Annotated in this window: 19 protein-coding genes; 12 read left to right on the top strand and 7 right to left on the bottom strand. The window is 45.0% G+C overall.

All coding sequences use genetic code 11. The features are described from left to right. Nucleotides 1-250: 250 nt before the first annotated feature. The 3 genes from GLO7428_RS28875 to GLO7428_RS07245 all read left to right on the top strand — a co-directional run bounded on the left by GLO7428_RS28875 (nt 251) and on the right by GLO7428_RS07245 (nt 4513). Nucleotides 251-847 carry a cell division protein SepF gene (locus GLO7428_RS28875; protein ID WP_015187911.1) on the top strand — a complete coding sequence of 199 codons (597 nt, stop codon included), beginning with the start codon at nt 251-253 and terminating at the stop codon, nt 845-847. A gap of 68 nt (nt 848-915) precedes the next feature. Then, nucleotides 916-1728 carry a pyrroline-5-carboxylate reductase gene (gene proC / locus GLO7428_RS07240; protein ID WP_015187912.1) on the top strand — a complete coding sequence of 271 codons (813 nt, stop codon included), beginning with the start codon at nt 916-918 and terminating at the stop codon, nt 1726-1728. Between the two features lie 106 nt (nt 1729-1834). Next, complete coding sequence (locus GLO7428_RS07245) at nt 1835-4513, top strand: RNA helicase (RefSeq protein ID WP_015187913.1); 2679 nt, start codon at nt 1835-1837, stop codon at nt 4511-4513. A gap of 143 nt (nt 4514-4656) precedes the next feature. Here GLO7428_RS07245 and GLO7428_RS07250 read toward each other — a convergent pair whose 3' ends face one another. Continuing rightward, complete coding sequence (locus GLO7428_RS07250) at nt 4657-6660, bottom strand: cytochrome-c peroxidase (protein WP_196797472.1); 2004 nt, start codon at nt 6658-6660, stop codon at nt 4657-4659. 963 nt (nt 6661-7623) lie between these two features. Further along, nucleotides 7624-7857 carry a Nif11-like leader peptide family natural product precursor gene (locus tag GLO7428_RS07255; protein ID WP_015187915.1) on the bottom strand — a complete coding sequence of 78 codons (234 nt, stop codon included), beginning with the start codon at nt 7855-7857 and terminating at the stop codon, nt 7624-7626. 432 nt (nt 7858-8289) lie between these two features. On the opposite strand from GLO7428_RS07255, the gene GLO7428_RS07260 reads away from it, so the two are divergent. Then, the gene (locus tag GLO7428_RS07260) at nt 8290-9780 is read left to right on the top strand and encodes a catalase (protein ID WP_015187916.1); all 1491 of its coding nucleotides are present in this window, start codon (nt 8290-8292) and stop codon (nt 9778-9780) included. Between the two features lie 286 nt (nt 9781-10066). Then, nucleotides 10067-10642 (top strand): Uma2 family endonuclease, encoded by a 576-nt coding sequence (locus tag GLO7428_RS07265; RefSeq protein ID WP_041918989.1) that lies wholly within the window; start codon nt 10067-10069, stop codon nt 10640-10642. A 52-nt stretch (nt 10643-10694) separates the two neighbouring features. Here the strand turns inward: GLO7428_RS07265 and GLO7428_RS07270 are convergent, their stop codons facing one another. Both GLO7428_RS07270 and GLO7428_RS07275 read right to left on the bottom strand, forming a co-directional pair. Beyond that, nucleotides 10695-11129: a DUF4079 domain-containing protein gene (locus GLO7428_RS07270; RefSeq protein ID WP_015187918.1), complete on the bottom strand. Its 435-nt coding sequence runs from the start codon at nt 11127-11129 to the stop codon at nt 10695-10697. Between the two features lie 145 nt (nt 11130-11274). Continuing rightward, complete coding sequence (locus GLO7428_RS07275) at nt 11275-11610, bottom strand: DUF1830 domain-containing protein (RefSeq protein ID WP_015187919.1); 336 nt, start codon at nt 11608-11610, stop codon at nt 11275-11277. A gap of 524 nt (nt 11611-12134) precedes the next feature. Between GLO7428_RS07275 and GLO7428_RS07280 the strand changes: the two genes are divergently transcribed. From GLO7428_RS07280 to gntT, 4 genes are all read left to right on the top strand, one after another. Then, a complete protein-coding gene (locus GLO7428_RS07280; protein ID WP_015187920.1) occupies nt 12135-13703 on the top strand; it encodes a photosystem II high light acclimation radical SAM protein in 1569 nt (522 codons plus the stop codon). A 101-nt stretch (nt 13704-13804) separates the two neighbouring features. Next, nucleotides 13805-15166, top strand: coding sequence for a DICT sensory domain-containing protein (locus tag GLO7428_RS07285; protein ID WP_015187921.1), 1362 nt, complete (start codon nt 13805-13807; stop codon nt 15164-15166). Beyond that, nucleotides 15163-15840 carry a pentapeptide repeat-containing protein gene (locus tag GLO7428_RS07290; RefSeq protein ID WP_015187922.1) on the top strand — a complete coding sequence of 226 codons (678 nt, stop codon included), beginning with the start codon at nt 15163-15165 and terminating at the stop codon, nt 15838-15840. Before GLO7428_RS07285 ends, GLO7428_RS07290 begins: the two co-directional genes overlap by 4 nt. Nucleotides 15841-16017: 177 nt before the next feature. Continuing rightward, a complete protein-coding gene (gntT, locus tag GLO7428_RS07295; RefSeq protein WP_041918541.1) occupies nt 16018-17370 on the top strand; it encodes a guanitoxin biosynthesis MATE family efflux transporter GntT in 1353 nt (450 codons plus the stop codon). On the opposite strand, the gene GLO7428_RS26540 is transcribed toward gntT, so the two are convergent. Further along, nucleotides 17285-18127 carry a CPBP family intramembrane glutamic endopeptidase gene (locus GLO7428_RS26540; RefSeq protein WP_015187924.1) on the bottom strand — a complete coding sequence of 281 codons (843 nt, stop codon included), beginning with the start codon at nt 18125-18127 and terminating at the stop codon, nt 17285-17287. The two genes, gntT and GLO7428_RS26540, sit on opposite strands and share 86 nt — an antisense overlap. An 11-nt stretch (nt 18128-18138) precedes the next feature. Then, complete coding sequence (gene clpS, locus GLO7428_RS07300; RefSeq protein ID WP_015187925.1) at nt 18139-18420, bottom strand: ATP-dependent Clp protease adapter ClpS; 282 nt, start codon at nt 18418-18420, stop codon at nt 18139-18141. Between the two features lie 223 nt (nt 18421-18643). On the opposite strand from clpS, the gene GLO7428_RS07305 reads away from it, so the two are divergent. After that, nucleotides 18644-19030, top strand: a complete 387-nt coding sequence (locus tag GLO7428_RS07305) for a hypothetical protein (protein WP_015187926.1) — start codon at nt 18644-18646, stop codon at nt 19028-19030. A gap of 70 nt (nt 19031-19100) precedes the next feature. Here GLO7428_RS07305 and GLO7428_RS07310 read toward each other — a convergent pair whose 3' ends face one another. Further along, nucleotides 19101-19295, bottom strand: coding sequence for a hypothetical protein (locus GLO7428_RS07310; protein ID WP_015187927.1), 195 nt, complete (start codon nt 19293-19295; stop codon nt 19101-19103). A gap of 545 nt (nt 19296-19840) precedes the next feature. Here GLO7428_RS07310 and GLO7428_RS07315 point away from each other — a divergent pair. After that, nucleotides 19841-20233 carry an STAS domain-containing protein gene (locus GLO7428_RS07315; RefSeq protein ID WP_015187928.1) on the top strand — a complete coding sequence of 131 codons (393 nt, stop codon included), beginning with the start codon at nt 19841-19843 and terminating at the stop codon, nt 20231-20233. A 101-nt stretch (nt 20234-20334) separates the two neighbouring features. After that, nucleotides 20335-22950, top strand: coding sequence for a TIGR03960 family B12-binding radical SAM protein (locus GLO7428_RS07320; protein WP_015187929.1), 2616 nt, complete (start codon nt 20335-20337; stop codon nt 22948-22950). Nucleotides 22951-23214: the final 264 nt, after the last annotated feature.

Raw genomic sequence — 23214 nt, forward strand, 5'->3', positions numbered from 1 at the left:
TTAAAGCTTCTTACGCTTGATTGCCTCATACTCTTTAAAAGAGCTTTTCTTAATCGAAAATGCGGCAAAATCGGGAGAAATCCTGGGTTTGCGAATGCACTTCAAAATTAAGAATCTCGCTGAGCGTATGACATAGATAAAAAAGGATGGCGAATAAAGTAATCTAAATTAGGCGATCGCATTTCTACTTGATAAAAATAAGTTTTCCCAGTTAACTAGATAGTTGTGAATAGACAGGGAGAGTGAAACAGTGAGCAAAATTTTTACGAAGATCAAAAAGATTGTTGGGTTAGACGACGATCCGTATATCGATGATGAAATTGAATACGAAGTCGATGATAATGGCTACCGCCATCCTTATCAGGCTGAGGCTCCGCAACCAGTCGAAGAAGAATTTCGCCCACGGCGGCGCGTACGTGAAAGAATTACATTAGAACCTAATCCCGAAGTAGGAGCAGCTTCGATGAACAACGTGATCGGCATGCATGAGGCTGGAAATCGGATGTATGAAGTGATCGTGATGGAACCTCGCTCATTTGAAGAAATGCCGCAAGCAATTCAAGCTTTGCGCGAGCGTAAATCAGTTGTCCTGAATCTGACAATGATGGACCCCGATCTGGCTCAACGCGCGGTTGACTTTGTTGCTGGGGGAACTTATGCAATTGATGGTCATCAAGAGCGTGTCGGCGACAGTATTTTTCTGTTTACTCCTATTTGCGTCCAAGTCACAACTCAGTCGGGAGTTGTGCAAGAAGTTCCCCAAACTCAAGTGCGCACAGAACGGACAACAACGGTCAACAGCCAAGTTTGGTCAGCAGATTCGACTCGGATTGCGCAGTCGAGTTAAGATCGCACTTTGAATCTAACTCTATTGAATCTGTTGCTAATACTGTTTTAAATACAGGAATCGTTCAGTTGTCTGTTAAGCTTGGCATGATTGGTGGCGGGGTAATGGGAGAAGCGCTCTTATCCCGCTTGATTTCTCAAAAAATTTATCAACCAACCGAGGTGGTCGTCGGCGAGAAATCAGCCGAACGCCGCGATTACTTAGCGCAGCAATACGGTGTATCAGTTACGGATGATAATCAAGTTGTTGCGCAGCAGGTATCTACACTCTTGTTGGCAATCAAACCACAGGTATTTGCTGCTGTTACGGCTGAGTTAGCAGAATCACCTCTAGCCTCAGCGCCCTTGATCATTTCCATTTTAGCAGGAGTCTCGTTATCGCAGTTAGAAACGGCTTTTCCTCAACTTCCCGTAATTCGCGCGATGCCCAACACGCCAGCTACTGTAGGCGCTGGAATGACCGCGTTTGCCTTGGGTAAGCTTGCCGGTGCGCGTGACAAACAAACGGCACAGCAGCTATTTTCTGCGGTTGGAGAAGTCGTAGAAGTATCAGAAACGTTGATGGATGCAGTCACAGGGTTATCAGGTTCGGGACCTGCGTATGTTGCCCTACTCGTAGAAGCATTATCTGATGGTGGCGTCGCCGCAGGTTTACCACGCGCGATCGCAACTCAACTTGCACTACAAACTGTACGCGGAACAGTACAATTGTTACAAGAAACCAAAATACACCCAGCCGAACTGAAAGACCGCGTGACAAGTCCAGGCGGCACAACGATCGCCGGAGTCACCGAGTTAGAACGTGGGGGATTTCGAGCGGCGCTGATTGCAGCCGTTAAAGCCGCAGCAGAGCGATCGCAAGAATTAGGCGCGAAAAACTAGAAAAATTATGCAATGCTTTTAACGTTTATAATTTAATCAAGTCAAGCTGCTCATCGCTGGCTTGCAAGTTAGTCGCATCAGCAAATAGCCGAAAAATTATTATTGAGTGAACTCGCAACTGTTTCCAGAACTAAATTTAGAAAGGATATTTCCGTTTCAACTCGATGAGTTTCAGTTGGCGGCAATTCGAGCGTTAAACGCTAATCGCTCGGTTGTGGTATGCGCGCCGACAGGTTCAGGAAAAACATTAATTGGGGAATACGCGATTTATCGGGCATTAAGCCGTAGGAAAAGAGTTTTCTACACAACTCCGTTAAAGGCACTTTCTAATCAAAAACTGCGAGATTTTCGCGATCGCTTTGGGGCGGACATGGTAGGACTCCTCACCGGCGATGCCTCAATCAACCGCGATGCGCCAATTGTAGTCATGACTACAGAAATTTTCCGTAATATGCTCTATGGAACGCCCATCGGAGAAGTCGGAACTTCTTTAGTAGATGTCGAAGCTGTCGTCCTCGATGAATGCCACTACATGAACGACCGCCAGCGAGGTACGGTTTGGGAAGAATCGATTATTTACTGCCCTTCGACAATTCAGTTAGTCGCACTTTCTGCAACGATCGCCAATAGCCAGCAACTCACCGATTGGATCAATCAAGTTCACGGTCCTACAGAACTCATTTACTCAGAATTTCGCCCAGTTCCTTTAGAATTTTACTTTTGCAACCCCAAAGGCTTATTTCCACTTCTCGACAACAGCAAATCTAAAATCAACCCGCGTTTGAAGCCCAAGCCAGGTAGCGGCGATGCAAGTCAGGCGCGGGGTGGGCGCAGAAATGGAGCGCGACTCGAATCACCGAGTTTAGAATACACAATTTCGCGGCTAGCAGCAAAAGATATGCTACCAGCGATTTACTTTATCTTCAGCCGTCGAGGATGCGACCAAGCTGTTGCTAATCTAGAAATGTCGCTAGTCAACTCAGCGGAAGCTGCACAACTGAGGCAACAAATTGATGAGTTTCTCGCCCGCAATCCTGAAGCCGGACGCGCGGGGCAAATCGAACCACTTTATCGCGGAATTGCCGCACACCATGCAGGGATATTACCGACTTGGAAAGGGTTAGTCGAAGAACTGTTTCAGCAGGGACTGATCAAAGTTGTATTTGCAACCGAAACGCTAGCCGCAGGAATTAATATGCCGGCGCGGACAACCGTAATTTCAACGCTTTCCAAACGCACCGATCGCGGACACCGACTGCTTAACCCTTCAGAATTTCTCCAAATGGCAGGGCGTGCGGGACGTCGCGGTATGGATAAAATTGGTCATGTTGTTACGTTACAAACACCATTTGAAGGTGCTAAGGAAGCTGCGTATCTTGCGACAGCCCAACCCGATCCACTTGTGAGCCAGTTTACACCAAGCTACGGTATGGTGTTGAATTTGCTGCAAACGCATACGCTCGAAGAAGCAAGAGAACTTATTGAACGCAGCTTTGGGCAGTATTTAGCCACATTGTACTTGAAACCGCATTATGAATCTCTCGCGCATCTGCAAGCGCAAGTTGCTCAAATTGAGGCACAGCTAGAGTCGATAGACATGGAACAGGTGGCGAAGTATGAGAAATTACGCCAACGCATTAAAGTAGAACGCCAACTTTTGAAGACACTTCACGAACAAGCGCAAGAAGCACGGGTAGAACAATTAGGCTTAACATTGAGTTTTGCCGTGTCAGGAACGCTGTTGAGTCTGCGAGGAAAACACGTACCCACCGCAACACCAATCCCCGCCGTTTTAGTCGCCAAAACACCAGGTGCAGGTCAAGCGCCATACTTGGTTTGCTTAGGACAAGATAATCGTTGGTATGTGGTGATGACGAGTGATGTCGTGGACTTGTACGCAGAGTTACCCCGACTAGAACTCGCCAGCGATCTGTTACCACCGGCAGAAATGCCATTAAAGCCAGGTCAATCGCGGCGGGGAAATCAAGAAACTGTGGCGATCGCGCGGCAAATTCCTGATGTCGCACAATTGAATATTGCCCCTGAAGTCTTGGCACAACAAGCTAAAGTCGCCGCTTTAGAAGCCCAGTTAGAAGCGCATCCGGTACACAAATCGGATAATCCCGCAACAATCCTCAAACGCCGCAACAAAATTTTGCAGTTGCAAGCAGAAATAGTCGAGCGACAAGCCGAGTTAAGTCAATTATCTCAGCACCATTGGGAAGAATTTTTACATCTCATTGAAATTCTGCAACGGTTTGGTTGCTTGAATGAGTTAGTACCGACGCATTTAGGACAGGTCGCAGCGGCGATTCGCGGCGACAATGAATTATGGTTAGGACTCGCTTTAAGCAGTGGGGAATTCGATCAACTCGATCCGCACCACCTCGCCGCAGCAATTGCTGCCCTTGTAACTGAAAATACCCGCCCAGATAGTTGGGTACGCTACACTTTAGCTTCTGAAGTCGAAGAAGCACTTGCTGGATTGCGTTCTATCCGGCGTCAATTGTTTCAACTGCAACGCCGTTACAATGTCGCTTTTCCCATTTGGTTGGAATACGATTTAGTAGCATTAGTCGAACAGTGGGCGTTAGGAGTCGAGTGGTCAGAACTTTGCGCAAATACTAGCTTGGATGAAGGCGATGTCGTGCGGCTGTTACGCCGGACACTCGATTTGCTATCGCAAATACCTCATATTCCTTATTTATCCGAAGCTTTACAGCGCAACGCCTATCGGGCAATGCAATTACTAGACCGCTTCCCTGTTAATGAAATTGTAGAGTAGTAAAAAGCGCAAAAAAAAGCAATTAGCCTTGATTGCTAATTGCCCATTGCTATAGCACTTGAAGAGATGCTTAGGACATGGTCGAGGCTCAAGCCTCTTTCTCTATCTTGCTTTTAACCCTGATCTCTGACCTCTACTAAAGTTCAAGACGGGAAATTTGCTCTACTACGACCACCATTACGACCTACTGCGGGCAGTTCCAACAGCGTACCATCGGTGGCTTGACCTGTACCGTCATTCGTAACCGATGCTGCGTCTCCAGGATGTCCGTTAGGAATGAACAGTTGCGGGTGATCAAAGGGGGCTTTATCTAACCGCACGCGATCATCAGTCAGCGCTTTGAGAAATTCCACTAAGTCATCTTTATCTTGCTCGCTTAAATTCAGATTTTCAATATCTGGGTCTAAGTTGTTGATATTCTGCTCGTGGAAATCACCACCGCGATTGTAAAAATCAATCACTTGCCGCAGTGTTAATTGTCCGCCGTTGTGGAAATAAGGAGCGGTAAGTTCGATGTTGCGGAGTCCTGGAGTTTTGAAAGCACCATCAACTGCGACGCGATCGCCTGCTCCAACTGCAATATTAGGACTTTCGCCCAACAGTGCGTTAAATTTCCCTTGCTGTGCTAGTCGTGTTTCCGATAGCGGATTGCCAAAGGGATCTTTCCCACCTACGCCTAAGTCTTCTTGCGTTGGTCGCACGCCAATGTTGTAGAAGCCATTGTCATAAACTGCGGGTTGTCCGTTACCCATTTCCATCAGTTCGAGCCGTTCGTTCCGCACGTTTCTCACCGATGCATTTGTAAATTCTGCACCGCCGTGGCAATTGATACATTTCGCCCTGCCTTCAAATAGCTCTTTACCGCGCACTTGTGCAGCCGTCAAAGCACCTGTATTGCCTTCGAGGTATCGGTCAATTGGTGCATTATTCGAGACAAGCGTAGACTCGTACATTTGAATCGCGAGTCCCATGAACAGTGAGAAGTTGTAGTCCATCAGCGTATATTGCTGAGATGGTAATTGACCAGGATCGACAATTCCATCTGCATCTGCGGTTTGCGAAGCTTTTCTGCGCACAAAACTACGATTTCCGTTAGCGTCAACGTTGATGAGATACGCAGATCTCCACCACTCAGGCTGAAACGCTGCCTTAATCATTGCCGTGTAGGTCGTTTTCAAGCCTGGTTGTCTTCCTCGACTTAAACCACCAAGTACGCTATCATCAGCCGCAACCAGTTGTTTACCGAGTGGTCGCAACGCACGTAATTTCTTACCTGTCTCTCTCGGAAGTAGCCGACGCTTGACTCTACCGAGTTTATTACCGATATCAGGAAAAATCCGACCTGTTGCCGATTCTTCAACCGAACTGAGCGGTGGTCCTACTGCTTGTGAAGCAAGTGAGGCATTTTTTAAGCTAATTTTGACTTCTTGCGGTAATGCTGCGGGTCTAGATGCTTTGATCACGCGCGCATTCGGATCGCGCGAACCAAAGGGGTTGACTCCATTAAATTCATCCTGCGCTCTACCATCCCAGAAGTTACGGAAGTTAAATACTGCGTTAATCGTACTTGGTGTGTTGCGTTCAGTAACCTGGCGGACGTTGGTTCCATTGACATGGAATACCGCGTCGGGTTGTACTGTAACGTTATCTTGTGCGTTTCCTGGAGTTGTACTATTGAACTTGGTGAGCGGTACACCTTGCGAACCCGCGACGTCATTACTATCCGCAAGGACTGCGGAAGAACGATTATTCGGATCGGCAAGTTTGTGAAATGGAAAGTCTTCCGGTTTAAGCGTGTAATTAGGTCCACTACCTACACTAAACGTTTGATCGGGATTAGGACTACCATCAGCATTAACACGCAATAATCCTGGACTCAGCTGATTTTTGGCTCGCGTATCGGTTCCCGCATGAAAGTGGCAGCTGGCGCACGCTTGAATTCCATCACTGCCAATTTGCATATCCCAGAACAACGCCTTTCCCAAGCGGATCGCTGCGGCGCGATCGCTTACAAATTCTCCTAAATTTGCTGGTTCAGGAATCGGTACGGTTTTGAGCGATGTTAACGGCTGCGAAGGTTCTTGCGGTACCAACTGCGCAGATACGGTATGACCTGCAAGTACTGCGATCGCAACTATAACCGTCACTGCTACATTTCCCAATACTTTTCCTGTCAAGTGATTTCTTTGGTGAAAAGTACTATTTTTTAAACGATTAGTTTTAAGGGTTTTTAATAGATTTGCTCTTAGTAAATGCAACACCCGCAAACTATGACTAAATCTTTTTCGGCATTTTTCTATAAAAATACCTAATGATAATTTTCGACTCACTCTCTCCGTCCTACAACATTTTCAAAACCTTTGACAACATCATCATCTTGAGTTGTTTTATTCAAATACCAAGTTCAGTTTGTTAGTAACAGTATCCTTGGTAAATAGCTTACTTATTGGTTACCATTACAAAATTTTCTCGACATTATATGTATTCTTCAAGTTGACATAAACAAGAATATAAACTACCCAAATAATTCTAGACATTTTCACTGATAAATGTTGCCTCTACATAAAAGCCATACATAACTCATACACAACTTATACATTTAATTTTTAGTTCATTTATTTTTAAAACATCCTAAAAAAAATGTAAGTAAATTGTGTAGATATAGGATTTCTCCGCAACTTGTGATATGTACTAAGCTTTGAGCGTAAACTCTTAACGCCAGCGCCGAATTCTTAAGTTGTTTTTCGGTAAAATAAGCGTAAGAACGCATTATTAGAGAATGATTATTAAAATCTAAAATTAAGAAAAGATTTAAGTTTTAACTGAATACCTAACAGTCTCAATCTAACGTAGAGAATAGTCTTTGATTAACCCAACTCGTCATTTATGGCTCATTCTTCACCACGAACCATTATCATAAAGGCACTAAGTGCTGATACTTACCTGCTTAGCAAAAATCCCACCCGTAAGAGGTATGGGATTGGCAACAGATTGAGTTTTTAAATAGCCGAATTGCTCTCGGTTTTTAAAGCTTGCACAATTAAAGATCTACGCACTTACAACCTTCAAGCTCAATTGTTAGCGTTGAAACAAAACAATGTAATGTATGCTTACCTTGGGACTATATGACGCCGAGGAGAAACGCCAGGATTAATCACCGCCGCAAATTCTTCTGGTGATAACTTGCTAATAGCTTGATCTAAATCTTCTAAAGTGAAGTTATAGCCCCTTTGTGCAGCAATTTTGATGAAAGCTTCTGGATCAGATGTTGCTTTGAGTCTCTCTTGTAAGGCGTGATCTTGTTGTACAGCTTTAAAAAATCGGGCAGCGGTTTCTTGTGCCATGACAATAATCTCCTTTATATGAGTTTTTTCTGCACTTCTCAGTGCAACCGCACGCTCATGTCATGTCGGCGCTGCTGCAACTACTTTGAGCATAGCTCGCTCATCTACAATTTTGCGGAAATCTTGACAGAAGTTAAAGCAACTGTAATCTAGTTAACTTACAAATGCTCGACTTACTGCTAAAGAAACTTTTTATTAAATACGCAAAACACAGCGCCAAAAGCGTATTAGCGATATTTGCTTACCGCTGGTTGCCAAACTACTGATGTTACAGATTGTTGCAATCTGCACGTTGTTGCTTAAAGTCGAAGTCATTTCGAGTACGATATTAAAACAAACCCATAACGACTACGAATAAGGGCGTAGAGAATGAGTTTGCATCGACCCTAAATAGACATTGCAGCGTCTCAGAAGATGGAGAAATCAACTTATATGTCAGATCGCAATACTTTGACAACCGCGAATGGAACTCCTGTTGCAGATAACCAGAACTCCTTAACCGCAGGCGATCGCGGACCTGTGCTTATGCAAGATTTCCACTTGATGGAGAAACTGGCGCACTTCAACCGCGAACGAATTCCTGAGCGCGTTGTTCATGCGAAAGGAGCCGCTGCATTTGGTACATTTACTGTTACCCACGACATTACTTGCTACAGCAAAGCGAAAGTCTTTTCCGAAATTGGCAAGCAAACTCCAGTTCTCTTACGATTCTCTACCGTTGGTGGCGAAAAAGGGTCAGCCGATGCAGAGCGCGACCCTAGAGGGTTTGCGGTTAAGTTTTATACCGGAGAGGGCAATTGGGATTTAACAGGAAATAACACACCAGTCTTTTTCATCCGCGATCCGCTCAAGTTTCCTGATTTCATACATACACAAAAGCGCAACCCACAAACAAACTGCAAAGATGCTAACGCCATGTGGGATTTCTGGTCACTCAGTCCCGAAGCACTGCACCAGATTACAATTTTATTTAGCGATCGCGGTACGCCAAAAACCTATCGCCACATGGATGGATTTGGTAGTCATACCTTCAGCTTGATCAACGATCGCGGCGATCGCGTGTGGTGCAAGTTCCACTTCAAAACTCTGCAAGGTATCGAAAATTTCACCACTCAAGAAGCCGTGCGAGTCAAGGGTGAAGACCCCGATCATGCAACGCGCGACTTATTTGATGCGATCGACCACGGTGATTATCCACGTTGGCGCGTTTGTATTCAAGTGATGACTGAAGAACAAGCGATGCGTCACCGAGACAATCCTTTCGATTTAACAAAGGTGTGGAAGCATTCTGAATATCCTTTAATTGATGTCGGCATTCTCGAACTCAATCGCAATCCACACAACTACTTTGCAGAAGTCGAACAAGCCGCCTTTTCTCCCTCAAATGTCGTTCCAGGAATCAGCTTTTCACCAGATAAGATGTTGCAAGCGCGGATTATGTCCTATCCCGACGCGCAACGCTACCGTCTCGGTGCAAATTATCAGCAATTATCGGTGAATCAGCCCAAGTGTCCAGTCATGCACTATCAGCGCGATGGCGCGATGGCGTTAGGCAATAATGGCGGTAACGCACCCAACTACGAACCTAACAGCTATGACAATACACCAAAGCAAAATTGTGCATACGCTGAGCCAGCGTTAGACTTAGGCAATGTCAAAGTCGATCGCTACGATCGCCGTCAAGGAAATGATGATTATACTCAAGCCGGAGATCTCTATCGCTTAATGACACCTGATGCACAAGCGCGCCTTGTCGAGAACATTGTTGATAGTTTAAGTAGTGCGCGACAAGATATTCAGATGCGTCAACTGTGCCATTTCTTCCGCGCTGATGTAAAGTATGGGATGCAAGTTGCCCAAGGTTTAGGCATTCACATTGATCCGGCGATGGTTCCCGCAGCGCATCAACCTGTTGGTGTTTAGTCGATTCTAAGGGTTCGGGTTCTCATTTATGTTTGGTAATCGGTAATTGGGAATATAGATATTCTTGTCAATGACCAGTTACCGCCGTTCCTTCTTTAGAGACCTCTTTAGGCGTGCGGCGGCTTCGCCAATTACCAATTTTTTAACTACAGTTATTTTGTCAATCTCCAGGTTAGAAAAGTTTGCGCGTAACGTTGCTTTACCATTTTGTGCGTGTTCGCATCAAGCGCAAGATAATAAAAGTGTTCTAGTTTGCTCTGAAATTAAGTGCGATCGCATACCGACAATGACTGCCTTAGTACTCAACTTACACCCAGCGATTGAGCTAACCGATGAACAATTCTTCCAACTTTGTCAAAATAACCGCGATTTGCGGCTAGAGCGTACAGCTGAGGGAGAATTGATTATCATGCCACCCACCGGCTGGAAAAGCGGAAATCGAAATGGTAGACTTACGCAACGCTTATTTAATTGGACAGATGCAGACGGTAAAGGAATAGCGTTTGATTCTTCGACTGGTTTCAAGTTACCAAATGGTGCAGATCGTTCTCCAAATGCAGCTTGGATCAAAAAAGAACGTTTAGAGGCGCTAAACCCAAATCCCGAGCGATTTTTACCACTTGTCCCTGATTTTGTTGTGGAATTGCGTTCAGCTTCCGACAACTTAAACACACTGCAAGCAAAAATACAGGAATATATCGATTGTGGTGCGCTTCTCGGTTGGTTGATCGATCCGCAAAACCAACAAGTCGAGATCTATCGTCAAGGCAACAATGTTGAAGTATTACAATCGCCTTCAGCGTTGTCAGGAGAGGATGTATTACCTGGATTTGTACTCGATTTAGGACAAATTTTGAACTAAGCTTTCAGTGAGTTCTTAGATGTCATGCAATGCGATCGCCTAGGGTTTTAGTTCAAGGTAAATACTTTTGCACAACATCCCAGCCTGTCAACGATACCCAAACTAACCCAAGGAAAAGAAGAATATTTGTACCGATGTGCAGCGATCGCATCCAAGTTAAACGATCAATTAATATCGCGCTGACTGCGGAGAGTAAAACTAAACCTACAACAAGTAAACCTGCTGGAAGATGCGAAGAGTGACCTAGACTACCGAAGTGACCGAGTGTACCTACAATTCCAATTGCTAGTAAAAGTAGCACCAAAAGAACTAAGCTACCACCAAACATAAAATGCAGCGATCGCAGCCAATTAGGACGCGGTTTGCGTGTCGTCCTGGCGCGAAACATCCAAACACCAGTTACAGCCAACAACAGATAGGCTAGCAGCGATAATCCCATCGACCATGCTGCTATTTTCCACAACCACAGGAAGGAAGGCAGATTCAATTTAAACCAAATCCTCAGCAAGTACTACATCTTACCTTAGCGTCACAAAGGGGTTAGTAGTTGTCCTTCCTGCGAGGGAAAAGTGAATTAAACGTTTTATCAAAAATGAACTGTTTATTATGCTTGACCTTCAAAATGGAATTGTCTAATCTACCGACGTTAAAACAGCCGCTGCTAAATTTATTTTTTTCGTGCTGATTTCTGGCGCTTCTTCTAGCTTGCCATCTTCGCTAATGCAAAGGCGATCGCAGGGGATCGTATCTGAAAGAATCGCACTCGCCATCATACCCGTATGAATTTCCAGCATTGATTTGGGTGGCGCTTCAAACACCAACCGCTGTCCTGGAAATACCACGCGCTCAAAATACCAGTTGGGAATATTAGAAATCCGCGCAATCTGAATTTTGCTTGTCGCATTGACGTAGCAGCAGACAAGTTGACTAGATTGATTGGGTGGTAAGGGATCTAAAATTTGAGCCATAACCGCCAAGTAGCGTCAAGCCACACCTATGAGATTACATTAGCCAAGCTAACACTGAGCGATCCCCAGCTGCTGTAACCCCGACTACCAACTGATGGCTACAATCAGAATTCCTTTTAAATCCAGAACTACGAGTTTAATTCTGTAGTTAATTAAACTCAATTTTTGCACAATTAGCAATCACTTCGCGCCATCGACAAAAATTTCCGCGCGATGCAGCAAACTGAATGTTATCGTAAAGTTATATGAAAAACTCTTTCATAAAGTCTACAAATCACCAGGCATCTATCTGGGGATCAGTGTTTTATCAGAGGTCAGAGGTTAGAGGTCAGAGGTCAGGGTTACAACAAGGGCGAAGCACTGCCTTGCTCATCATTGAGTCAATAATTCTGAGATTCTCTCTCATCTTCTAATCATGTTGACTATCGCTATAAATACCCCGCAGCTAGTTGCACGTAAGAACAAGAGGATTCCTTACTTGCTCCTGTCCGACAATTGCTAAGATTTAGTCCTAAATAAGCGCTATGGAAAACCGGATTCTCTACGTTCGCCTTCCTTGCAACCCCATTTTTCCGATTGGAGTTGTCTACCTGGCAGATCATATCCACAAACAATTCCCCAGTGTTGAGCAACGCATTTTTGACTTAGGAACGGTACCACCTCTCGATTTTGCGTCTGCGCTTGATACTTGTGTTGATGAATTTCAGCCGACATTACTCGTCTTTTCGTGGCGGGATATCCAGATCTACGCACCTGTGGGAGGTAGAGGCGGAAATCCGTTGCAAAATGCCTTTGAGTTTTACTATGCGCGCCATCCCTTCATTAAATTACGCGGAGCAATCGGCGGACTCAGACTAGCAGCATCATACTACACGGAACTGTGGCGAAATTTAGGATTGATCAAACGCGGACTGAGCCGCGCCAAAAAATATCAGCCAGAAGCCCGTGCAGTCGTCGGCGGCGGTGCAGTAAGCGTATTTTACGAGCAATTAGGCGATAAGTTGCCCAAAGGCACAATTGTTTCTGTCGGCGAGGGAGAGTTACTGCTCGAAAAACTGATTCGAGGTCAAGAGTTTCGGGACGAACGCTGTTATGTTGCTGGCGAAAAATCGCCACGCGATCGCCTCATCCACGAACAACCGACGCCGATTGAAAAAAGTGCCTGTAACTACGACTACATCGAGAGTATTTGGTCAGAATTTCAGTACTATCTTCAAGATCAAGATTTCTACGTCGGCGTCCAAACTAAGCGCGGTTGTCCGCACAACTGTTGCTACTGCGTCTACACCGTAGTTGAAGGCAAACAAGTCCGCATTAACCCAGCAGATGAAGTTGTTGCGGAGATGCGCCAACTCTACGATCGCGGGATTCGTAACTTTTGGTTTACTGATGCACAATTTATTCCAGCGCGACGCTTTATCGATGACGCTGTAGAGTTACTACAAAAAATCCTCGATGCGGGAATGCAAGACATTCACTGGGCGGCGTATATCCGTGCTGACAACCTAACCCCAGAATTGTGCGACCTCATGGTCAAAACAGGGATGAACTATTTTGAAATTGGCATTACGAGTGGTTCGCAAGAACTTGTACGCAAAATGCGCATGGGTTACAACTTGCGGACAGTTTTAGAAAACTGCCGAGACTTGAAAGCGGCGGGCTTCAACGACTTAGTTTCTGTCAACTACTCGTTTAATGTGATTGACGAACGTCCAGAAACAATTCGGCAAACGATCGCCTATCACCGCGAACTTGAACGCATTTTTGGCGCAGATAAAGTTGAACCAGCGATCTTCTTTATTGGGCTACAACCGCACACCCACTTAGAAGAATACGCGCTGAAAAACAACATTCTCAAACCAGGCTACGATCCTATGAGTTTAATGCCTTGGACTGCCAAGAAACTACTGTGGAACCCTGAACCCCTAGGTTCCTTCTTTGGCGAAGTTTGCTTAGAAGCATGGCAGAAAAACCCCAACGACTTTGGTCGAGAAGTGATGAACATTCTCGAAGCGCGTCTTGGATGTGCTGATTTAGAAGAAGCCTTATCCGCACCGATTGAGAGCAACAAAAAACAGCTTGTCACAGTTTAATTAAGATTGGTAATGGGTAATAGGTAATGGGTAATGGGTAATATCAATCTGCGCTCACCCAATTACCAGTTACCAGTTAAGTTCCTGATCCCCGATCCCTCATGTTAGAAGGTTCCATACTCCAACAGCTAGCCACCGCTCACGCTAATACTAAGCAACCCCTTAATTTGGGCGTGTATTACAAAAATACCCTCGTCGCGCTTTGTCACGCCTTAGAAGACTGTGTTCTGACCTCGAATAGTCCACCATTAGTCATTACCGCGTTTCAACAAGGAAAATGGTATCTCCAAGAGGCAGAAAGATACAGTCAAATCGCACAAAAGGCAAGACACATCGCGATTATGGCAGCACCGGATACGGGTTTTGCCGAACATCCGACAAGTCAACTTGCAAATGTCGATTTAGTCGCCTTAGACCCCAAAGATCCTGTAGCGCAAGAGTGGCATTTAATTATTTATTCTCCTAGCTACACCGCGATGGTGTTGTGTCAGGAACTATCTGCTGCTGATTATGGAACAGCAGGTAGACCGACAGTAGACCTTGAGCGGAAGTTTTACGGGTTTTGGACATTTGAGCCAGCACTCGTGCGAGAAACAGTCGATTTAGCGATCGCCCACATCGGCAAATACAACCCTGAACTTCGCCAACAACTTGTGACCCAGGTCGCCGCGATCGCCAAAGCAACACCAACGCAATTAGATGATTTGGGTTACACCGTCTCGCGCGTTGTCGATTATCTACAAATCAGTCAAAGCGGCGTTCATCAGTTAGCACCCGACGCCCAACAAATACTCGATCAAAACTTAGTTTCCAACGAGTTACAAGCCTTTTTACGACTCGCGCAACTGATTGATTTAGCCGATACCGATAATCCGATGGCGGCAGCAGAAACCGCCGCTTTAGCCGAAACCATCGGGCAATTATTAGACTTACCCGCGTGGCAATTAAAACGCTTGCGCCTTGCGGGATTACTGCATCGCATCGCCCCTGCAACGGTAGGAGTACAATACGGTGACGAAGCACCAAGTTGCCCGTTAGTCCCCGCAGCCCAAGTATTGCGAACAATGCCGCGAATGCAGGCGATCGCCCACATCATCACGCACCAAAACGAGTGGTGGGACGGTAGCGGTCAACCTGCGGGTTTATCAGGGCAAGAAATTCCTTTAGAATCACGCATTTTGGGCTTAGTTGCAGCGTTTCAAAAACGCGTTACCCAACTCCAAGCATCACAACCACAGCAAACTTCGGTTTTGACACAAGCGTTAACTGAATTTAAACAACAGCGGGGACAAGCCTGGGAACCAAAACTGATTGACACGCTAGAACTATTAGTGATGGGTTTGCAACAAGGCTTAGAATTGCCAATAGCAGCACCAAAAATCAGTGCAGGAATGTGGCTCGTCGAGCCGCAAACGAGTGATGATAGCAACAATGCGAATCAATCAGCAAGGAGTCAGGTGTGAGTAGCGATCGCCCCACATTCAAGCAAGAAAAAAGCATAGATAAAGAAATTACAGCGCTGCGTTCTGGAGCAAAACACTTACCAGGAGCCAATTTAGAAGATGCGGAGCTTGCAGGTCTTGCCTTAGAGGGAGTCAATCTAGCAGGCGCAACGCTTGTAGGTGCAAATCTTTCCGGCTGCAAACTAGAACGCGCGCGATTAGAAGGTGCAAATCTTTTAGGAACGCAGTTAACAGGGACAGACCTACGCGCAAACCTCCTCGGTGCGAATTTGATGCAAGCAGACTTGACAAGTGCAGACTTACGTGGTAGCAACTTGCGAGGCGCAAACTTAATGGGTGCAAAACTATCACAAGCATCTTGCGCGGGTGCTTTCTTCAGCGGTGCCAATTTAATGAGTAGTAACCTGCAAGGCGCAGACTTACGCGGTGCAGATTTACGCGGCGTCAACCTCAGTGGTGCTAACCTGCACGGAGCCAATTTGAGTCAAGCCGACTTACAAGGCGCGTCGCTACAACAAGCCAACCTCGAAGAAGCAGATTTAAGAGGTGCAAACCTCACCGGCGCAAACTTAACCGGAACCAACCTCTTATGTGCAGAACTTGAAGGAACTCATCTCACCGGAGTCAACCTGACAGGTGCGTGTTTAATTGGTACTAATATCGTTTTACCTTAAAGTTGCTACATAGAAGAAAGTAAGAAAGGAGCAGGAGTACAAGGGGGAATTATGATTTATTACACCTTCTTCTAAATTGATACAAACACCCTCCCAATCATAAACATATTGCGTTACTCTGCTTAAAATCTTCCTCTGCGACCTCTGTGCCTCGGTGGTTCGTTAATCCCTTAATTCATGCATTCCCACCCGCAGTATAACTTTCTCCATCGCTTCTTTCGACTAGCAAGCGTCAACATTGTTTCCAACCTTATGGTACCCATCGCGGGTTTGGTAGATGTTGCCTTCCTCGGACACTTAGCAGAAATTCGTCATCTAGCTGGAGTTGCTTTAGCCACCGTGCTTTTCAACTACATCTACTGGACATTCGGTTTCTTACGCATGGGAACAACTGGCACAACAGCCCAAGCCGTAGGACGTCAAGACGAACAAAGCGTTGTCCTCATAGGATTACGTAACGCTTTACTCGCGGTAGGCTTAGGACTCGCGATTTTACTCTTGCAGCATCCACTAGGCGAACTAGGATTTACCTTACTAAGTGCAGCACCAGAAGTCAAAGCGGCGGGAAGAGATTACTACAATAGCCTGATCTGGGGCGCACCTGCGACTTTGTGCAACTTTGTTCTCATCGGTTGGTTTCTCGGACGCGAACAAAGCGGTAAAGTCTTGCTATTGTCGGCAGTCGCGAATGGAGCTAATATCGCGCTTGATTATCTATTTATTGTACACTGGGGGCTAGAAAGTACAGGCGCAGGGCTAGCAACTGCGGCAAGTCAGTATCTGATGTTGGGCGTTGGCGGTATTCTCCTTTTCTGGGAACGTCAACAGCTATTATTTCGCCTCCAGATCAAACAACTTTTAGACTCGACGGCGTTGAAAGCTACTTTTACACTCAACCGAGATATTTTAATTCGTACCCTGGCACTCGTTTCCATCTTTGCTTTATTTACTAACCTCAGTTCCGCACTTGGAACAAATGTGCTAGCAACAAATACATTGTTAATGCAAGTTGTCACTCTTGCTGCCTACTTTATCGATGGACTAGCATTTGCTACCGAAAGTCTAGCAGGAATTTTTCAAGGTCAAGGTTCGAGTCTACTGCTGCCATTGCTTTTGGTTTCTGGAAGCGCTAGCCTCGTTGTCGGATTCGTGTTTGCGATCGCCTTTGCGCAATTTCCACTGCCTCTCTTCGGGCTATTGACAAATCATACTACTGTCATTGCTCAAATTAGCAATTATGTGTGGTGGCTGTTACCTGTTCTCGGTTTTGGTTCTTTAGCTTATATGCTCGATGGCTACTTTTTAGGTTTAACCGCAGGGCGCGTTTTGCGTCAAGCGAGTCTAGTTGCAGCGATGGTTGGTGCGATCGCGCTAGTTACCGCTTATCGCTTCCAAAGTAACCACGTGTTATGGTTCGCACTATCATGTTTTATGGCAGCACGCGTTATCTCGCTTGCTTTCCAGATACCAAAAAGTTTAGCCGCTGCCGTATCCCCAACGCCAGTATCGCCAAAAATAACAACCCCATAACCCCAGCAAGTGGGTTACGATCGACACCCGTTATCCAATCAGGTACTTGACCAGAGTATTGCGTCAATTGCCCGACATTAATGATGTAATATCCCCAGATTAAACCTGCGTGTAAACCAATTGGTAAGCCAAGGCGATTTCGCAATCGTTTCGCCCAAACTAAAGTGAGTCCCAGGACAATTAATGCGGGAAATTGTGGTAAGGTGCGCAAAATTTCTGGTAGCGGTTTAATAAAGTGCAACAGCGCAAATAAAATAGCATTCACCCACAGTGCTACTGCTGGGCGATAATCGCGTTCTAACTCATCAAGCAACCAACCGCGAAACAACAACTCTTCTGCAAAACCAACGGCGATCGCAACGATCAAGCCTTCTAAAATGATTTGTGGTAACAAAACAGTGCTAGGAAGCCAAACTAACCAACCTAGCCAACCTTCCACTAAAAATAAACTAAAAACTAAAATAACTCCGATAACAAGTCCACGGAGTAAATCTAACCAATTGCGTCGCGTTCTGACTAAACCATAATGCTGTAAAATTCGACGCTGATGATAAACGCACTTTCCCCACCAGCGTAGGAGGAAAATAAACTCTCCATACAACAGCAGCATTGTCAAAATGCTAACAGTATTAGGATCGCGCCCTAATAAATAAATCGGGATGGCAATTGGCAACCACATCAGCAGTAATGCCAATATAAAAAATCCCAGTCTAATAGGAACTGGATAACGCGCGATACTACTAATCTTATGCCGCAACGATGTTTTAGTTATTCCTCTGGTTCAATCGTGCTGGTTAAACCGTGATTTTTCAATGTTTCACAGTAAAACTCAGCGTGTTCTTGCGCGCAGGTAATGACAAGCGCCATTCCATTTGTGTGCGCTTCCATCATAATGCTAACCGCCTGCGGCTGAGTAATACTCGGTACGGTTTGCATTAACACCTGCACGACATACTCCATACTGTTGTAGTCATCATTATGAAGTAGTACGCGGTATCGAGGTGCGAGCTTTCTGTTCGTTGAACGCTTCTCAAGAGTTTCGACAGACACTGCTATCCACTTTTTTCATTCACTACAACAAACTGTTAAAACGTTGCTTAACAGTTATTCATTTATTTTATCTCATCTCAACTGATTCGCAAGCTGCCGGTTCCCCACTACCCTGAGGATAAAACATCGCGATCGCTCTGAAAGTGTGATTGACTTTGGATGACTTTGTAAAATTGGACTAAGCAGCAACAAATGTAACACAGCTGCTGTGGAGTCAGTATTAATGGACTTTAACTGTGACTTTCAACCGCGACAAATTGTTTACTTAGAAAATGACAATCAACGTTTGTATGCAGAAGTCATTCAAGTCGTAGAGTCGCGTCGGATGTGCTGGGTACGTCCCTTGGTGTTAGTGACTTATTCTGGCGACGTTACTTCCGAACAGCCACCCGTAGCTACTGATTTACGCTTTGCTGCGGACTTACTTTGGCATAGTATCTTGTTTCGTCCTGCTTTAGATACCGAGGTCATTCCTTTTTTAGTCGAACCATTAGCTACAGAACCTGCTGCGGAGACTCATTCAGCTAGTGTGGCGCAACTCAATCAGTTTATTCGTCGCGTCTGGCAAATGTCTGAGGATTATCCTCGCACAGAACTTGACAGTGGCTAAGGGCGCGTACTAGCAGCTTTTATGCCGTTATTTCAATATCGAATAAGTCAGTGTTGAACCTTACACAGCTTCAAAAGCTGGGCACAAGCTTGATTCTACCTGCGTCCATCTCTGCCATTAATAACTCTAGCGCTTCGTAATCTATATCAGAAATATGACCTTGCGCGGTTAACTCAGAGTTAATTGCATTTTCAATGTCAGGTGTTAAACGTTTGATGTATAGTGCTTTTTCTACTAATTGGCGAATGCCATATCTACTTTTCATACTAAGTTTTTTATTTTATTTTCCTCTATTTTCTAGTATCTATATGGTAGCAAAAATGTATGAAATCATGCTGTCTACGTGATTCATATCACTGAAATCTAACTAACTATTTATGCCGCAAGATAGATGCTATGAGAAGCATAAAGAATGAACTTTACTTAATCTTTATATAAACTCCCATACATCGCGAATTAACTTTAACAAACGCTTATAAAAAAAATACTGCTTAGTGATTTTACCTTAATTTACGCACAAATTGATCTTCTTTGTAGTAGAAGCGACATGAATTTCTTTACCGTATTCTAGCGATACAAGTAGGACGTGTTAAAGGTAAGCAAGAACTTAAAGAAATTTTCGATGCAGTTATGAAAATGTTTTTTCGTATAAGTGTATACTTTATATTTTTGTAGATTAATGATAGGTTTAAACAACCAAGTTGGAAAAATCAAGATTCAGTACTTCACTGTATACACATTTTCCAAACGTATCTCTATTATCAAGTTGTTAACTATCAGGTAATTGGTGAGTAGCTTCAGCAAAAACGTATGATGCAAACAATGATTGCCTATCCAAAGATTAAGCTAATTAAACCTTACGGTTTTTTTGATGCTGCAAATGCGGCAGAATTTCAACGACAACTAAAAATAGCAGTTACCCAAGATGACCACACTGGTATCTTAGTAGATATGGAAAACGTGGAATCTATTAATAGTGCGGGTCTAATCGCGTTGGTTCAGAGTTTAAATCTCGCGAAAACTTGGGGAAAAAGATTCAGTCTGTGTGCGGTGTCACCAGCATTGCGGATAATTTTTGAATTAACTCAGCTTGATCTTGTATTAGAGATCTTTGAAAGTTTTGCGGCTTTTGAAGCAGCGATCGCGATTCCAGAGGTAGCAACAGCGCATAGCTACTATTCACAGCAAAGTATGTGTGCATAGTCAAGCTGTATTATGAGAAAGCATTAAATTTAACAGATAAAACTGTTAACGCTAATAGTGTTAAGGTTGAAATGAGTAGCGCCTATTAGCTGATAAGTACAGTGACAGTTGCTGTTGAAAGATTAATTACATCTGAGATCTCACGACCCGCGCGTTATCTAGGAAACGAGCTAGGGGCGGTTCATAAACCCTGGGATGCTGCTAAAGTCCGCTGGGTACTAACTTATCCAGAACTTTATGAAGTCGGTGCATCTAACTTGGGGCATATCATTCTGTACAATATTCTGAACGCGCAACCGCGAGAATTATGCGATCGCGCCTATTTACCTGCGCCCGACTTAGCGGCTAAACTGCGTGCAACGCAAACGCCTTTATTTGCTGTCGAATCTAAGCGCTCTTTACAAGAATTTGATATTCTCGGCTTCAGCTTAAGCTATGAGCTTGGTGCAACCAATATTTTAGAGATGTTGGATTTAGCCGGAATTCCGCTGACATGGAAAGATAGACAAGCTTCAAATACCTATCCACTCATTTTTGCAGGCGGGCAAACCGCAACCTCAAATCCCGAACCCTACGCGGACTTTTTCGACTTTTTTGCCCTAGGAGACGGTGAAGAATTACTTCCAGAAATCGGCTTAGTCATAGAAGAAGGTAAAACACGCGGATTAAGCCGTCAAGATTTATTACTCGACTTGGCACAAATCCCAGGGGTTTATGTGCCGCAATTTTATGATATGGCAGCCGATGGCTCAATATACCCAAATACTGTAGATGTGCCAAGGCGAATTCTCCGCCGCGTTGCTGCCCCAATACCTGCATATTCAATTGGCTTAGTTCCTTATGTAGAAACCGTCCACGATCGCCTGACAATTGAAATTCGGCGGGGGTGTACGCGGGGTTGTCGTTTTTGTCAACCAGGAATGCTGACACGTCCAGCACGCGATGTCGAACCCGAAGCAGTAGTCACCGCAATTGAGCAGGGAATGCGCGCTACAGGCTACAATGAGTTTTCGCTGCTATCACTATCATGTTCGGATTATCTATCGCTACCAGCGGTAGGAATGGAAATCAAAAATCGCTTGCAAGCGGAGAATATTTCATTATCGTTACCCAGCCAACGTGTCGATCGCTTTGATGAAAATATTGCGCAGATCTTAGGCGGCACGCGACAGTCAGGGTTAACGTTTGCGCCCGAAGCTGGAACGCAACGGCTGCGGGATATTGTCAATAAAGGGTTAACAAACGAAGAACTGCTAGGCGGTGTGAAAACAGCTTGGGAACAAGGTTGGGATAAAATCAAGCTGTATTTTATGATCGGTTTACCAGGCGAAACAGATGTAGATGTTTTGGGAATTGCGGAAACCGTAGCTTGGTTGCAACGCGAGTGTCGCGCTAAAGGGAGAAGACCACTCGCATTTAATTTAACGATTTCTAACTTTACACCGAAGCCGCATACTCCATTTCAATGGCACTCGGTTTCTACGGCTGAGTTTGAACGGAAACAAGAACTATTACGTCAGGAATTTCGCCGGATGCGGGGAGTCAAAGCGAACTTCACCGATGTGCGCATTTCAGCGATGGAAGATTTTATCGGTAGAGGCGATCGCCGACTTGGTAGTGTGATTCGGCGGGCGTGGGAACTCGGTGCAGGTATGGATGCCTGGTATGACAGTGTAGAACGAGCTTTTAATGCTTGGGGCGAAGCGATCGCCGAAGCTGGATTAAGTTGGAAATATCGTCAAATTGAAGGGGTCAGAGGTCAGGGGTCAGAGGTCAGCGAAGAGATAGCTGAAGGACAACCTGCGCTTGATACTCCATTACCTTGGGATCATATTGATACCGGAATTAGTAAGCAGTGGTTAAAAGAGGATCTGCAACGCGCTTTAGCAGCAGCCATAGTACCCGATTGTTCATTTGATAGTTGTTCGCATTGTGGAGTGTGTAGTACTGATTTTGGACATAATATCGTTATTGAACCACCGCCGATTCCCGAATTTATAGGTGATTTTGTGCCAAAAACAACCAAGGTGCAGCGCTTACGCGTTCATTTTGGCAAGCTGGGCGATATGGCTTTAGTCGGTCATCTTGATTTGGTACGATTGTTTGATCGGGCAATTCGTCGAGCCGCGTTACCAATTTCGTTTACAGGTGGCTTTCATCCGAGTCCGCGCATGAGTATTGCGCAAGCATTACCGTTAGGTGCAACCAGTAGCGGTGAGATTATTGACTTTGAGTTAACGCAAGAAGTAGCTCCGCAGGAGTTTCAACACCGATTAAGTCAACAATTGCCGAGCGATATGCCAGTTTACAGCGTAGCTGTTGTCGATTTGAAAGCACCCGCCGCAACTCAAATTTTAAACAAAGCTGAGTATTTGATTACTGTTACGACAACAAACCAGACAACTTCTGCACAATGGCAAGAATGGGTAGCAGCGATCGCCAACTCAAAAGTAATTTGGTTTGAGCAAACAAGTAAATCTGGTAAACGCCAAAACGTCAATTTACGCGATCGCTTGTTTGAGTTATCCGTTGAACCACGCGAAGCAAATACCATAATCCGCTATGTCGGTAGCTGTCGTAATGATGGTACGCAACTTCGACCAGAGCAAGTTATCTTTATGTTGGAGCAAGTTGCGCCTCAGCAAGAATTTTATATCCGGCACATCCACCGCCAGCAGTTAATCTTGGAAGAAAACTCAAGCGAAGCAGTATCTTAGTAGGTCAATGCGACAGTTAATTGCTTTTTCTCAACGTTGAGTTAAAATTGAACCAATAGAAGTTTTTCTAGCGCCGCACGTTGAGTGACCTGACCACTCTCCTGTTATCAGGGCTAAAGCGAAGATGAGTAAAGAATTTGACAATTCTTTTGCACAAAAGCTAAGGCGGATTGAGTATTTTCTCTATTTGTCCCTATAAGTGGTATAACCAAATCTAGGCGCAGCCATTGATATCTCGCTATGAGTTGTTGCAGAGTGTATTCC

It is taken from the genome of Gloeocapsa sp. PCC 7428, assembly GCF_000317555.1.
GTDB lineage: Bacteria > Cyanobacteriota > Cyanobacteriia > Cyanobacteriales > Chroococcidiopsidaceae > Chroogloeocystis.